Source organism: Pedobacter sp. 01T416_2 (assembly GCF_056398925.1).
In genome coordinates this window covers 1-16,278 of the sequence record NZ_JBFTQI010000032.1, presented here as the reverse complement: position 1 = coordinate 16,278, position 16,278 = coordinate 1, and the positions used below count along the sequence as shown (strand labels likewise).

The window sequence follows — 16,278 nt, the reverse complement described above, 5'->3', positions numbered from 1 at the left end:
GGCTGGTACAGGTTTTTACAGTTTTAGATAAAGAAAAAAACAACAGATAAAAGGCAATTTAAAAGAGAAAATAAAAAAACACAACAAACTGATATTAAAAAACTTACATTGATTTAAACTACTTTAAGTATATTTAGTAGAACATTTAGAATTTCAAAAATTTTCATCCTTGTAACAGTTAAGTTTTACCTTAAACCAATCTTGTTATGACTAGTAAATTCGGTTTTACCAAAATGGATATTAATGAATTTGAAACGTGGATTTCAAATTTAAGAGTTGCCCGAACCATCATACACATTCAGGAGCATCATACCTGGAGTCCGAGCTACATCAATTTTAAGGGTAATAATCACTTTGATTTGCAGCAAGGAATGAAAAATTACCACGTTAGTCATAATGGTTGGATGGATATCGGGCAACATTTTACTACTTTTCCCGATGGTACAATTTTAACCGGTAGAAACCTTGAAAATACACCTGCTTGCATTTTAGGTTTTAACAGCCACGCCATTTGTATTGAAAATCTTGGGGACTTCGATACAGGAAAGGATTTAATGACCGCTGAACACAAAAATACTATTGTAAGGATAACGGCAGCACTGTGTAAAAAATTCGGTATCACAGTTAACAGCGATAACGTAGTTTATCACCATTGGTTTAATTTAACGACCGGAGTAAGAAATAATGGAACGGGCAACAATAAAACCTGCCCGGGCACTAATTTTTTTGGCGGTAACAAGGTTGAAAATTGCAATCAAGATTTCCTACCACTGGTAAGTGCAGCTTTAAATGGTGTCGTTCCACAACCTGCGCAGAATATTATAAAATATGTTGCAGTTACCGCCGATAGCTTAAACATTAGGGAAGACGCGAATGCCCAAAGTAAAAAAGTTACCGGAGTTGAGCCAGCAACCTTAGGGGCTATTCTCCGCGTATACGGAGAGAAAAATGGCTGGTATAAAATATCAGCATCGCAACAACATTGGGTAAATGGAAGTTTCACCAAAAACGTAACCAGGGCAACAGTAAATGCCACTACCCTAAATGTAAGAAGCGGGCCAGGCACCAATTTTCCGAAAGTTTCTGCACTTACAAAAAATCAGGAGGTTTTTATCGTTGAAGAAAGTAATGGCTGGTGTAAAATAAGTAACGATAATAAATGGGTGAAGAAGGAATTTTTAAATTAATTATTTAGCTATTGAAAACTTTCTTTCCACTCGCCAAAAGCTTTTCTTAATTTAGTAGTAGCCAAAAAACTTTGTATTGGATCTTCTATTTTACCAACACCTTGTTCATCAATAAAATTATACAGCGCATTATAATCCGGATAGTCTGTATGAAATCTTTGCAATTCCTTTTCGAGGTAATTTTTATCAAAACGTTTTAATGCCTGCTTTTCTGTTTGCCCCATCCGTTTTGCAAAATCCAAGAAAGTTAAGCACTGATATATTAAACCTGTACCATAATACAACAGTGCCAAAAAAGTTTCAAAATCCTTGGCTGCAATATCAAAAGGAACACCTTCAGAACTTATTAAAACAACGGGCAAGGCATTTTCATGCTTCCAGATCGCCCAGGCAGAGCCATTATTTGATTCTGTGAAAACCTCCAAATCGTTCTTATCATAATTGGCTATTAATTTAGTTAATATGCTATTGTCTGCACGCTCCAAATCAACTAAAAAGCCCTGTTGATTGTCCAAAAAAGCTTGAAATTTACTTACAAGATTTTCCATACTTATGTTTTATATCGATCTAAATTTTGAGCTAACATAGCTTGTTCACCTTGTAAAATACGCGTTTTTAATTCGTTATATAAATCGGTTTTATCGGTACCTGTAAAACCTACCTCACCCAAATCTTTCCAGTTATCGTGGCTTTCTGCCTGATTAACCACTCCCCTCATTGCCTGAACATCTGCACCCAATTCTTTTTTCAATAGATCTACATTATCCGACCGTTTTTGTTTAGGAGTTTTAGTTTTATCGTGCCTTATGGTATCAACAGCAGCCGTAAAGGCTTTCAAAATCGGATTACTTTTATGTCCAAAAGTTCTACCAGCTTCATGCCTATATTTGTGTAAATTGATTACATAGGCTGAAGGTGCATGGCTGCCGTCTAAAACATCTTTTATCGGATTACTTGGCGGGAAATAAGGTTGCGCCGCCGAATAAATGAGTGCCGCCGCCTGAGGTTGGTGATCGCCTGTCATTTGATCTCCTTTTGGTATTGGTACACTTCCATAGGTGCCAGCCAAACCTTCTAAGGCATAACGATCTCGAGCATCTGATAAATTTTCTCTTCCTATTAACGACCTTAAAATAGTAGTTAAAGCGATAGAGTTTGTCCAAAAATCATTAGCGTATTTTTCCAAATCTGCTTGTTTACTTGGATCTATTGCTCTACCCGTATTGTCATCAACTTTAATGGTATTTAATTTTTGCAGATTTGGTGCTACGCCCGTACGGTATAAATTTTGTGCGGTAACGGCCTGAATATGTTTTGGATCTGTATCAGAAGTTGTATCAATAATATCCTGTAAAAATTTCTCTATAGTAATTGGCTCACTGGCCATCATTTCTATCCGATTCCCTTCGGCACCCCTTATAAAGACTAAATGATGCTCATTATTTACATCATCAAAAGGTTCGGTTCTATCATACCAGGTATCATCGTTATAGCCGAATGGGGAATCGCAAGTTGGCGAAAACACGGATAACGCAGCGGTGGTGTAGGTTCCAACCGGAATTACGGTATGGTTTCTGTAATGGTAATATGGGTACATTACACCATGCACCACCGACATTCTTGGTCTGACAGTAAAATTGCCACGGTCAATGTAAGTATCTGCTACCGAATCAGGCAAAGTTGAGATATATTTTAAATCATCAGGCACACCCGTTGCGGCCTGTGCCTCAGCCTGGCAATCTGTTTTATAATCTGTCCAGCGCTCACCTCCTGCAGCAAAATCGCCTGATGGTGGGCTAACGCTATAGTGGTAAAAATCTAGACCTACCTCATTATTTGGGCCTACTCCAGGTCCTGCCGAAGGCAATGGTTTTGCAAATGTGGCAAAGTACATTTTCCCATCGTAAGGTGGCAAGCCAAATGCCCACGCCGGGCAATTTCCGGCCAGGTTATTACAAGCACATTCAATATTTGCGGCCATGTGCCAAGGTAAAATCATGGCCCAGTTACCGGTTTCCCCTTTAACATCAGCAGCCCAATCAAAACCGGCATCGTGTTCTCTGCAGCCATCATGTGTATTGCAATCCTGAAAATCATCATATTGCCAGAAAGTTCCGGTAGCGGGATCAAAAATTGTTATGGTACCCAAATGTTCGCAGGTATCACAATTTACCCCACAAGCACCTCTGCATTCAGCCTTGCTGGCAGTTCCTGGCACTTTTTGATAAGCTTCTATCGGTCCTGCCAATCTCGGCCCAGGACCAAAAGAGCCACTTCCAGGAGCACCGGTTGCATTCCAATCCCAGCTACCACCATTTTGAGATGGCAGGTAACCTAAAGTGCTTAAAATGGCACATAAGCCACTTATAAGTGGGCAATCATCTGTAAAGCCCTGGCTACGATCAATAGCCAATGCGGCATTGTCAAAAGGAATTCCCGTAATTGTTGGCGTAGCCACACTTACCCCCGTAATGCCATGACCAGGCACACCGCTAATGCTACCCGATAAACCAAGTGAGGCTGCTGCATCACCATGCCATTCGTATGGTTGCCAGTAAATCCGGCAAAGATTAAAACCAAGCACGCTCAGTTGAGCATAAGCTCCAGCAAATAGATCGGCAGCAATTCCAAAATCCAGATCTATATCAGGACTGGCCGTAATGGTACCTCCACCATATGATAATGAGCCACCAATGTGTGTGGTTTGCATGCCAATAGCCCTAACAAATACAGCTGGGCCACCTTCGGCACTTAAGAGCGGAATACTTACTGGTACGGGCACAGGACCAACTGGTATAATGCCGCTTAAGCTAAGCTCGCCTTTTATTCCACCCCGTAATTCTGCACCTAATGATAAAGCGCTTGTAATGCTAATACCACCGCTAATACTGTAGTTGCTGGTTAAAGGATTGATTAAAATATGTGTCGGGTCAAAACAAATTGGCCCTATCTGTACCTGAACTTCTGGTGTAATACTACCCGTAAGCCCTACTTCGCCCGAAATGAAAACATCTGGAGCGATTGGCATGGCAAAAATTGGGATCATAAAATCCTGGTCCATAGCATCTAACGTAAACTGCTGACTATGGCCATCCAACGGACAACCTCCAGGAATATCGATTTCTAAACCACTGGTGGTTATCCTTACATCCACACCTAAAGCATCGGCCAATGCCTGTGCCGCCTGTCCCGCTTGGGTTGCAAGCCAATCTACTGCATCTACACCTGCATCGTAAACGGCACCTGCCGCATCAGATACAGCTCCACCTACAGCACTTGCGRCATCTCCAACAGCACCAGCCGCATCACTCAATCCTTCACCTACAGTATCAACTCCTCCAGCTACATCATTGGCAAACTCATCCCAGCTATATCTTTGTATTTCTGGGGATGCCCCTTGCTGCATGGTATGCGTTAACTCATGTGCCAACAAAAATTTTCCGCTCTGCGAATTTGGGTTATACTCGCCTTTATTAAAATAAATATTATTGCCAACTGTGAATGCCCTGGCATTAATGCTATCGTTCATTTTAGCAGCGTGGGAAGTATCATGAATCCTTACTCCCGAAAAATCGCCTCCCATTTTACTGCCCAAATCGCGACTAACATGCCCAGGCAAAGTAGTTCCACCACCCCTTGTAGCGGCAATACCAGATTGCACACTTGATGGTGCACTGCCTCCAGCAGCAGAAGCCGATTCCGATTTGGCTTGCAATACTTCTGGTTGATCTATTTCTTTAAGTACTTCGGCTTTACGGGATAATTTTTCTTCATTTTCGCAGCTGGCGCATTTACGCTGTAATTTAGGTTCATCAATCTCTTGTTCTTTACGCGATGCTTGCTCCTCATGTTCGCAACTGGCACATTTACGTTGCAACTTAGGTGGCGCTATTGCTTTAGGCTTTTCCTTTCTCGATACTTTCTTTTCGTTTTCACAACTGGCACACTTGCGTTGTATTGAAGGTCTGGCAAGGGTTCTCATCACTGCCGTTTCTTTACGCGATACTTTTTTCTCCTGTTCACAGCTAGAACATTTACGTTGCACACTCATCCCTGAAGTAGCCGTACCAAAACCCGACATTGCAAAACCTGTATTAGACGGCATTCGCATCACCCTTTCGGCCACTTGATCAGCCTCTTTCTCTTGTGGATCGTTTACGGCACCCACTTTTAGTTTAGCCTGAACACAACCAGTCCCAGGCCTGCTATGTGTAACAGACTTAGCTTGAGAATTTCCATATGCCAATGCAGTACTCATTGTTACAATGTTCGTCCTGATTTCTTTAATTCACGTTTAATGCCTTCTATAATATCTTTTTGCCTTATTTCTTTGCCTCCATCTTTAAGCATCTGCATGGTTGCATACTGCACCACATTAATGATTACGCCTCCTGTAAGTTCGAATTTTTGGGCAATTTCATTTAAATTTACTTTTTCTTCCAGCTTGGTAAACGGAGAAAACCCTTGCTCCCAAAGGATAGCCCGCTGATTTACCTGAGGCATAGGGAATTCTATAACAGATTGAAATCGGCGTAAAAATGCCTGATCGATATTCTGTTTAAAATTACTGGCCAGTATTACCAAACCATTATGATCCTCGATCCTTTGCAACAAATAGCTTGTTTCTTGGTTGGCATACTTATCTCTGGCATCACTTACATTTGTACGTTTTCCAAAAAGGGCATCTGCTTCATCAAAAAATAGTATCCATCCCTGATTTTCAGCTGCATCAAAAACCTTTGCCAAGTTTTTACCTGTTTCGCCAATGTATTTACTAACCACTCTACTTAAATCGATGCGGTAAACGGGTAAATTGTGTTTTTTACCCAAAACGGCTGCAGCTAATGATTTTCCTGTTCCGGCCTGTCCGTAAAAAAGCGTTCTAAAACCTGGCTTTAATTTATGTTTCAAACCCAAATCATTCATCATGGTAACGTTGTGTGTTAACCAGGAATTTAACAATTCTAAATGTTCTATAGTGTGCTCAGGTAAAACCAAATCACTATATTCCATATTGGTTTCGATTAAATGAGCTGGAAAATCGACCGAGAAACGGGGTTTACTCCTTTCACCAGTAGTAAACTCTTCGAACCAGTTTTTATTAATGTGTAAGGGAATGCTCGAAATGGGCTCGCCTGGCGGAAGTGGCTCGTATTCCAAAACATTTAAAGCAAAAAGTGGGTTTCTGGCATCAAATAGTTTTAATAAATCAAAGCGCAACATTAAGTTATCAGATGCCAATAAAAACAAAAATGTTTCTGCCGTAGGTAAAAAGCCACTGAATACATTTCCCTTTTTACCTCCAAATTCGGTAAATATCTGTCCGGTTTGTGGATTAGTAACCAAAAATATATCTAAACATTGGGGTTTTATCTGACTCACCATTGCCAAAAAAAGCAAAAACCGATCAGCAAACTTAAGTTGGTGCTGAGTTAAAAACCTGGTGTAAGTAGAATCAAAACCGCTTAAATCTGGCGGTTGTACAGTAAAAATGCTTGTACCTGTAGCAACACTACCTGCATTTATTGCACTACGTAACTGCAGCACTTTTTCAAACCAGTTTAACTCGGCCAAAAGTGCATCTGCGTTTCCCCGCAAAAGCGTGGTGTTTACCAGTTCAGATTTATCAAATAATTGTTCCATGGTAAGCGTATTATGGATAATGACCAGGGTAAAGTGTCTAACAAAACATCCAATCCTTTTCTTTCTACATGTAAATTATAATTGCCCTCCCGAAAAATTAAACTTCCATTCCGCATTAAAAATGTTTGGGTTAATCCTTCTATCGAAGTGGAACCTAATTTTGTCCAATGTTTGATCACCGTTGCTTTTAATTCGGTACTCTGCTTTAATTCTTCTTCAGTGAATGCGATCTCGTTGAGCTTGATTACCACTTCCGGATCTGCCCCACACAATATTTTATTAAAAATTAACCTGCTTTCATCTTCAGGCATTTCGTTATAAACCAAATAATGCAAATACACTATTGCCTTGTGTCTACACGTTTCATCAATAAACTGATTGGCATTAAGCAATTGCAAAACATTAAACAAATTTTTAAAATATGGATACAAAATAATCAGACCTGCATTTTCGATTAGGATAGATGCATTATCCAGTACTTTAGTTTGCTTTACTTTCACCGTTTTACTTACTTCCTCTTCTCTGATTAATTCAGGTTTGGGCAATCCTTTACTGCTTGTAATGGCTGCTAGTAATTTATTAAAACGTTGAAGTACCAACTTTTCTTTTTTGAGCTGAACGGCAGCGATACTTAACTTAATACTATCTATTAAAGCCGGTTTCAATGATGGCATATGCTGCACCAGCGAGAAAAGCCAAAGCCCGAAATCTTCAGTATCCAGTAAGTGTTCATCCTGCTTTAAACCATCAAGCCAATACTTAAGTATAACATTAAATAAATCATGCTTAATATTTGGTTCAAAATACTTTAAGAGGATAATATCTGTTTTAAACTGAAGGTAATGATAAAAAAATGACTGCCTGCTAATGAGCTGGATTAATCTGCTATAACTACTAGAATTGTGCTTTAACGCTACAATAAATTGACAGAAAAGATTTCGATCAATATTGAAAAGCCTCAATAAAATTTCAGAAGGGTTAAAAACAATTTCAGAAGGTAACCACCAGGGCTTTAAGCCTGTTTGACAATATAAAGTCAACGATTCATACTCATTAGCAACAGTTCCACTATTAGCGGATAAACCTGGGTTGTGTTTTAAAAGTGTTTCAGGATGAAACTTCAGATTTTCAAGAAACAAACCGAGTTTCTCATCTAGAACAACACCAGTATTTACTTTATTAAAATTGTGATTTTTAAAATAGCCATAGACTTGAGTAATGATTTGTTCTTCAACATTTTGAATCAACTTATCTAAAGATAAATTACCCAAATCGATCTCTAATTTATCGATGCGAATGGTATTATTTATGGCAAATTCATCGAAAATGGTATTGAAGATTTCCGGCAATCTGGTTTTACAGAAATGGCCGATTTCTGCCTGCACCTTTTCCCAATCCTGTTGATTATCAACAGTGAGCAACATTTTTTGCGATTGGATGAGGTGTTTGTTCATGTTCTTAAACCATTAGTTTTTTCCAAACTCAAAGTTTTCGGTTACATCGGCGTCTTTTACACTCGTTTGTCTTTCTTGAAGGCCATATACTACTGAGGTAACCCTCATTAAATAATTACCTGGTGCTACGGTTATACTGTAATTTTCACCATTTGGTGTTTGTGAATACATAATTTGACTACCCTTTTCGTCAAAAACCTCTATCTTGTAAGATTGCGCGAAAGCAACTCTACCCTTTATTAAATGGGTTTCTTCCTGAATTCTGCCCATACCAATAAAGAACGTAATTTTAGCTGCTCCTACCTCTTCGCCAGTTTCTCTTTCAATTACGGCATATTCAAGTTCATCAACAGCAATAATAGATTTCATTGCCCGGCTATTTTCTGCCACCTTTTTCGGATCAAGGCTGTAAACCAAAATCTGTTTTTTCAGATTTGGTTTAGGCTCGTAAATTTCTTCTTCAAAGGTTACTGAACCTAAACCAGGATCACTTTTAACAATAACCTTGTAATCACTAGGGTGATATAAATTATTGAGCACCTGTATTTTGGCTGTGTTTATTCTACTTTGATTATATACTACAAAACGCGAAATTGGCACCACCAACGGTGTAAGTTCTTTATTGCGGTAATCTTTCACATCGCACTCGCAGCAACTGTCGTCTTCGTAAAGGGTAAAATCGGCAATTACATTTGATGCGATATTCTCTAAACCCTGTTTGCCTATTTCTTCAACCAGTTTATCATAATGTTCATTAAACTTTGCTTCGAATCCACTTAAGTATTTACCTTTGTTTTTCTTTGTACCTATTACTACGATCTCTTCTAACTCTTTCTCTTTTGTTCCTTTTTCTACCGCCTTACGCTTTTCATGAAGCGCCGCTAAATGGGTTTCGTACTCTTTCTGTGCATCAGTTTCTTCTTTCCTGGCTTTTTCTATTTCTTCAGCACCACTTTTCTGCTTTTCTGCCAATTCAGATTTTATTTTTTTCGTTAGTTCGTTGATCTCTTTTGTTTTATCCGATTCTGTATTTTTCCGTAGTAAAACTATTCTTTCTTTGTATTCCTTTTCAATCGCTTCGCTTTTAACGGCATCACCTTCTGTTGACTTGAGTTCTCTTGTTTTTGTTTCCAGCTCAGTTTTTAAGAGAGATTCTTCTTTCTTGATTTCATCGTCTGTTAAGACCTTACGCTTATTTATTTCGGCCTTCCTACTTTCTAAAGTCTTTTTTAACTGAAGTTCAGTTTGGGTCAGTTCATTTTCACGTTCTTTTATACGAGCTCTTATTTCTGAAGACTTTAATTCGTAATTGGCTTTAATTGCCTTTTCGGCTGTTACAAGCTCCGCCACCTCTGCTTCTTTATGCGTTACCGGCAAAGCCTCAGGCGCTTTTCCAATGGTTTGGTATTCGATTTCTTTGCCTGTATGGTACAATAATAACAGGGTATTGCCTTTATTTACGCCTGCCAAATGTTCTACAGCTCCTGCTTTGCGGATATAATCATAAAATGAGATATTGGTAGACAGGCTTTTATTCCTTTGCGACCGAATATCAGTTAAAGTACCTATATTGATATAAGGCCTGATCATCAACACATTTAAGCCTCTATGTAACAAGGTGGCGGCCATGAGGTAAGCCATTAGCTCTACATTGCCATCGTTATTAATGATTTTGACCATGAGCTTCATCCCACTTACGTAGGTTACAATTAAATCTGTATACACTGTTTTAAAACGGTTTTCATCAAAATCAGAAAATTCTAAAGTAAGCGTAGCAATTAACTCCTCGATGTTATCGTTGAAACGGGCAACCAGGTGCAATACTTCACGCTGCAGATCGTCGGGTGTTTGTTCCAGTCTGCCTTTACTATTATTTATTTTGCTATAATTGGCCTGGTTGATGCGTTCGTTAACCATACCAGCTTTAATAAAAGCGGTGTTTATATTGCTGAATATAGATTTTTTCTCAGTATTAACGCCTGAATCACTGAAAGTTTCCTTTCCAGCTGCATTTGTATGCGCTGTAGCTTCTTTTTTAACATTTACACCGCTCACGGCATCTTTAGCTGCATCTTTTACATCATCAAACCGGGCTATCATTTTTTCAGCCAGGGTACTGTATTTGATCAGGTTATTGAGATAATATAACATTACATTGCGCCATACCAAATATTGCGAATCGAGATCAGGATAGCGGCATATCGTTTTCACGGTTCCTCCTTCGCCCATAAAAATAGAACGGACCTTAAAGGGCAGGTTAAACCGGCGTTGTAGTTTTTTGTACTGCAAAACGGCTGTATCTTCTGGCATAGCTAAATGGCCTTCCATTCTAAAAAAGCTGGTATCGGTTAAATTATACAGTAGTGGTGCTTCTAACTTGCTCATACCATACTGCTGCAGGTTTGCAGGCATTTGATAGTGATAACTGAGCGGTTTACCATTATCGCAGCCAAGACATAAAGATTCGTTCCAGTACTTTTCAAATTCATCGATATTGGGATCGAAATAAATTGGGAAAGCCCGCTTGCCAATGTTTTGCCACTTTTCTTTGCTTGGTGTGGCTAAAATGCCCCTTTCGCCTTTTTCGGTTAAGGAATCATAATAACCGTTTAACATGGTCAAGGTTCTTCCAAAAACCGAAACCAGTTTTTTGCTCCAGTCTTTATACTCATTAAATAAAGGTGAATATTCAAATTCCTGACGGTAAATGGAGGGAGGACAAGCCTTAGTCCCCAACATCAAATGCATTGGAAAGGCATCTTCATTGGGTAAACAAACGCTATGTAGATGCATGGCTATGCAGCGTAATTCTTCGTACGATTTTATGATATCCTCAAAAGCATCGTACACATATTGAAATCCGTAAGCCTTTCCGCTTAGGTATTGAGCGGAGAGTTCTATCAATTTCGCCTCCCACATCGATCGGATGTTATCAAAATCGACTCCCGGAAAATGACGCACCAATGCAGGCAATTCTTTATAGATAATGCCTAATTGTTTGGTGAGTTTTTCTAATATGGCTGCAACCGGACTCAAATAGGTATTAATTAAAGCAGCGTAATTAGCTGCTGCAATTGATGTAATTAATGCCCGTGGATATTCGATTGTTTCTAAATTATAGAGCGCGGGATACATCGCTCCGCCTTTATTTTTATTAAAACTATTAATATCGATGAGATCGGTTATTTTGATCAATAACTTACGCACGGTGAAGGTATTTTCTTTACCTAAATCATCGCAGCTTTTACCCAAGCAGCTTTTAAGATCCCTTGCTGCTGATTCTAAAAACAGCACAACCACATAATCGCTTAAAATTAATGACGCATTAATTGGTGTGGCCGCCACCGCAGCTGCATTTTCTGCAGTAACCAATTCTAAAAGCGGAGCTTTATTAAAATATTTATAATCTAATCCATCTGGCGGAGTATATGGTTTAAAATGTGTTAAATCGCATTCGCCCAGTGAAATCAGAAAGCCCCAGGAGGTAACGCCTACCCCTTTTGAGATATGAACGGTATTTACGCCAAAAGTTGCATGTAAGCCACAAACGATCCCTCTTCCAATCAATCTAATCCTGGTTAATCTGCTTTCCTGAAACAAGAACTGTTGCATGGTATTAAGCTGACCTGCCGTAAGTACCTGGTTTTCTTCAAAAACCGTTGTTTTATTAATGAGTTCCATAGCTAGATTAATTAAAAAATGCCAATGTTAGTTTGATTTAGAATGAGTGGGTTTTTCTGCACTTCGTTTTCGTTGCAGCTGTGCAACTTTCCGGATGGATAAACACTCCTTAAACCTTGTATTATTTCTATAAAATTTTTAAGTGCCTTAACTCTTTCGGCATCGCCAGTACTTGTGGTATTGATTTGAATGAGCCAATTTTTATACGCTTTTTCGAATTGCCCCATTTGCAAAGGATTTATCCAACACACATTGAGTACAACATGCGCGGGGCATTCTTCCCTCAATGTTTTCTCAATAAAAGTTCTAAAGTTTCGATCGCGGAAACGGTCGGGCCAATAGGGCAACACGGCTGTCATTACAAAACTATAGGTATCGGCAATTTTGCACTGTACACAATCTACATCGGTATGAATGTTTAATAGTTTATCAAAATCGCGTTTTTTTGGCCTTAACAGGATATGTTCAATCAAGTGGATACCTTCTCTATCAATGAATGTCTTATTAAAAAAAGCAACCATATCCGAAATGGCCAGTTTTTCCATCCCAGCCCTGATTACGATTGTTTTTGGCGTAACGTTTTTAATTGCAAATAACTTGGTATAGGTAACTTTGGGTGCTACTAAAAAATCTAGTTCTATATCCGAAATAATGGTTGTTTTATTATCAGCAAAGCTGATGGTTAGTATCCGAAAATCGATTAAAGCTGCCGAAGGCTTGATTAAGCTCATAGTATCGCCGATTCGCAATCTATCAGTCAAATCGGTTCCGGTTATGGTTAGCTTACGGCCATTTTCGTATAGGTAAGCGTTAAATGTTTCGGTAAAACTTAATTTTCCATCAGGATAATTATTAGGGAGTGTTTCATTAATTTCTACCTTGATGTTTGGCCCCAATGCCACGGTATTGTTTACGGAATAGGTACCATTATTGGACAGCGAATCAACAATCTTAACTATCGGTGAAGCGGTGCTGTCTTCAATGATTTCGGCCAATGGATAATTGTAATTTTTCCCTTTATCTATACCAATTATGTTATCATAAATATCGAATACTTCGAAATGGTAATTGGGAGTGTAAACGGTTACATTTTGCGGTTCGCAGCGGTAATAATCTTCGTCGGCAGCAAATCTGATTAATTTCCAGATCAAACTCATTTCGGTATCCGTCATTGTTTCGGCGGCGTCAATTCCTTTAACTTCTGCCCCTTCAATTTCGCCGGTTAGTATTACTTTTCTACCAGCATCTTCAACAGGTTTATCAAATAATTGATACTCAATTTTATGAAGAAATGGTGTTGTGGTATTGTTAACTGTATGCGAAAGCACTTCGAAGTAATTTAAAATCGGGGGTGTTAAGTTCTTACGGCTCGACAAAACCTGATCACATAACTCTTTGGTACATAAATCGATGTGACTATTAATTAATGAATTGGCAGTAGATAAGGTTAATGTAGTGTTTTTACTTTTTGCAATAACCTTTTCCTGAATTAAATCGGCCAAAAGCAAAACCTGGTATTTACCGGCAACACTACCTGCCACAATTTTATAGTTATTGATATGTACTGCAGCGCTAATCAATTCTTCCATAGCAGATTTAGCAGCCAGTACATCTGTAAAATTACCAACCCGCTCAAAAAGAACTTTGGTTAATACCTTGGTTTCGATATTCCAGGTTGTAGTCACTGGTAAGATTCTAAACGCTTTCGAAAAATGTAAATCTTCTACTCTTTTAGCATCTATCCCCAACAGTAGGCTTACCCTTTTTTCGTAGCCTGAAACATTTTTATAAAACCAGGTAAATTCATTGTGGTAATTAAATGCCTTACCTCTATTGCTACTAATTTCCGGATAGGCATTTAAAAACGACAATTTATCTTTTATCAGTTCTGCTCCAGCCCTTTGACCGTCAATGGTGTAGGCAATTAAAGCATAATCGCTAAACTGCTCGCAAAAGCGGGCCAAAAGGTGATCTAGAAAGCGGTTTTTACGTTTTTCAAAATCGGTTTTACTTTCAGTAATTCCCTGCAAATGTTCCGCATAACCATCAATAAATATTCTTTGTTCAGTTGCATTGGGCACAATATCTACATTACCCCCAGTTGCTTTTAAGGGTTCGCTGAAGTACGTTTTATTCAACAAAGGCTGACCAAATTCATCCAGTTCCTGGTTTAAGCTAAACAGTGCTTTTAAACCATTAACCTGTTGAAGATAACCATATAACAACTGATCAAAAAACGACAAGAAACCTTTAAACTGTTTGGCCTGGGTTATCCGAAGATTTCTTTCATCATCAGTAGTTGGCAAATTAGGGATCCCTTCAGAACCTACACCATAAACCAGTGGAAAATCTTGTTGTATCGAGGTATAATCAGTAATTTCTCTCCAGTCGCCCACTGGAAATGCATTATCTAAAATTGGATTTTCTGGATAACGTTTCCTCGACTGAGCAAAAAGCGCTTTATATTTTGCTTCCATTTCATCTTTATCAAACGAAAATGGAAGGTTGTGTTTGTAGAACGATAAATTAGAAAGATTAGTGGATAAGCGGGGTACATAAAATTGATCAATCGCTAAAGAAAGACACCATTTAACACTTTTCTTTGATATATTAAGTACATTATCCTCTGGAAAGTTGGCCAATTGCAAGCCGCTAACCGATTGAACAACCTGTTTGCCATCAATTTTAACATCCATGATAATCCTGATCAGATCGCTTACATGGATGGTACATTTTTGTTCGGAAGCGTTAAGTTCATCGTCATCGATAAAACCATGTTCTAAAGCCGGGCCATCAAAAATATCTTCGGTAGCTTTTCCTTTGTTTTTCATATCGGGCAAGCTGTAGAAATATACATCAGGTGATAGAAACTGTGCAATTTGAAAATAAATTTCGGCGGCAACGCTTGCGGCATCAGCAAAAGGATCTATTTCTATATCGCCACAAATGGCAATTTCTTCTACTTTGAGTGCTCTGGTATTTAAATAATCTTCGCAAAGTGGCCGGTTATCATTCAACCTATCTTCAGCCTTTTTTATAATGTTTTTTATTACACCTATTTTGCGTTTGTAGGTTTGTAATAATCCATTGGGCGCATTAAAAATGAAGTAGTTTAAATCGGCATCAATTGCATCAAGGCCTACAAGAGCAATAGGAACTTCGGCAACTGTCTTAGTACCTGCAAGGGTAACTGTGTGATCTGCATCGTTGCTATCAATTAATTTATAATCGTCAGGCAATTCATCGACCTCTATTTTCAGGCTTTTAATTTTCGCAATTATTGCAGCATCGTCGTTAAAATCGATACTTAAATCGTCCCAGCGTGGAAAATGAATTTCTACCTTTATTTCTACCCCCTCTAATAATGGATCGGGGGCAAAATTATTGATGACGTATATGGCAGAAATGGAATTGGAATTTAAATCGCCATAGTTTACCGACTGATCAAATTCGATCAGAAAATTATAAAGTCCTTTAACAAAAAATCCGGTTCCATCAGTAGCGGTCGGGAAATAGTCTAATTTCTGCTGTAACTGATTTACATAAAGTTTCATTTCAGCATCATCAGCAGGAATTACCCAGGCATTTTTTATCCCCAAAGTTTCTGTCCCTGCCTGTACCGCTACGTCCATTAAGAGTTTTCGAAAATCTTTAATGGTAACGGGAGCGTTGTGCAATATTTGCCTTGCGGTAAAAAAATTACGGAAATCGATATCAGCATCGGCAGAATTAGGATCACTGGCCAGTAAATCCTGCATATCGAAGGTCAAGCGGTAACCTAAATCTGTTATGGCATAACAAAGTGTTTCGAGCGTTGTTACTCCCGGATCGTGAAGATTATAATCGCTCCAATTGCTTTTACTTAAAGCCTGAATACGGTTTATACCAATTTCACGTAGTTTATCAAACTGCATGCTATCCTGTTGCGGATTATTTTTCGATATGGTTTTTAAATCGCTCATTTAATTACAACCGCATTCGTTAATTGGAATAAATTTACTGTCTGTTATTGCGTTGTCATTGCAATCGGCACATTCACAATCCGGATTATTGATTCCCGGGATATCATTAATATTGATGATGCTATGCTCGGGGTAGGCCGTTAAAATACTTGCCGCTGTAGCGGTTTCTGCTGTTTCTAAATCTTTTGTTGATATGTCTTCTAAACCCACTGGCCTAAACAGATACATTTTAACGCAGGTGATATAATCTACATAGTCTAACTTTTCGAGCTGATAGATAATGGTCGATTTTTCTATTTTACCCCCAAATTCCATCTGCGTAGCAGCGTTGCTTGTCCAAGGGGCCAACAG

8 protein-coding genes are annotated in these 16,278 nt (G+C 38.7%); 1 reads left to right on the top strand and 7 read right to left on the bottom strand.

The window, feature by feature from the left end:
- Positions 1-206 precede the first annotated feature (206 nt).
- Positions 207-1,187, top strand: coding sequence for an SH3 domain-containing protein (locus AC1DPQ_RS02875; protein WP_477581074.1), 981 nt, complete (start codon positions 207-209; stop codon positions 1,185-1,187).
- Between the two features lie 8 nt (positions 1,188-1,195).
- Here AC1DPQ_RS02875 and AC1DPQ_RS02870 read toward each other — a convergent pair whose 3' ends face one another.
- The 7 genes from AC1DPQ_RS02870 to AC1DPQ_RS02840 form a co-directional block, all read right to left on the bottom strand.
- Entirely contained in the window at positions 1,196-1,735 is a 540-nt protein-coding gene (locus AC1DPQ_RS02870) for a hypothetical protein (RefSeq protein ID WP_477581076.1), read from the bottom strand.
- A 2-nt stretch (positions 1,736-1,737) separates the two neighbouring features.
- The gene (locus AC1DPQ_RS02865) at positions 1,738-5,445 is read right to left on the bottom strand and encodes an eCIS core domain-containing protein (RefSeq protein ID WP_477607853.1); all 3,708 of its coding nucleotides are present in this window, start codon (positions 5,443-5,445) and stop codon (positions 1,738-1,740) included.
- 2 nt (positions 5,446-5,447) lie between these two features.
- Positions 5,448-6,830 carry an ATP-binding protein gene (locus tag AC1DPQ_RS02860; RefSeq protein ID WP_477607851.1) on the bottom strand — a complete coding sequence of 461 codons (1,383 nt, stop codon included), beginning with the start codon at positions 6,828-6,830 and terminating at the stop codon, positions 5,448-5,450.
- Positions 6,797-8,284, bottom strand: coding sequence for a contractile injection system tape measure protein (locus tag AC1DPQ_RS02855; protein WP_477581082.1), 1,488 nt, complete (start codon positions 8,282-8,284; stop codon positions 6,797-6,799). The genes AC1DPQ_RS02860 and AC1DPQ_RS02855 overlap by 34 nt, the downstream gene beginning before the upstream one ends.
- Positions 8,285-8,296: 12 nt before the next feature.
- Entirely contained in the window at positions 8,297-11,965 is a 3,669-nt protein-coding gene (locus AC1DPQ_RS02850) for a hypothetical protein (protein WP_477607849.1), read from the bottom strand.
- Positions 11,966-11,976: 11 nt separating this feature from the next.
- Positions 11,977-15,927: a hypothetical protein gene (locus tag AC1DPQ_RS02845; RefSeq protein WP_477607847.1), complete on the bottom strand. Its 3,951-nt coding sequence runs from the start codon at positions 15,925-15,927 to the stop codon at positions 11,977-11,979.
- The coding region (locus AC1DPQ_RS02840) for a hypothetical protein (RefSeq protein ID WP_477607845.1) at positions 15,928-16,278 on the bottom strand (351 nt) is incomplete at its 5' end. It lies immediately after the preceding gene.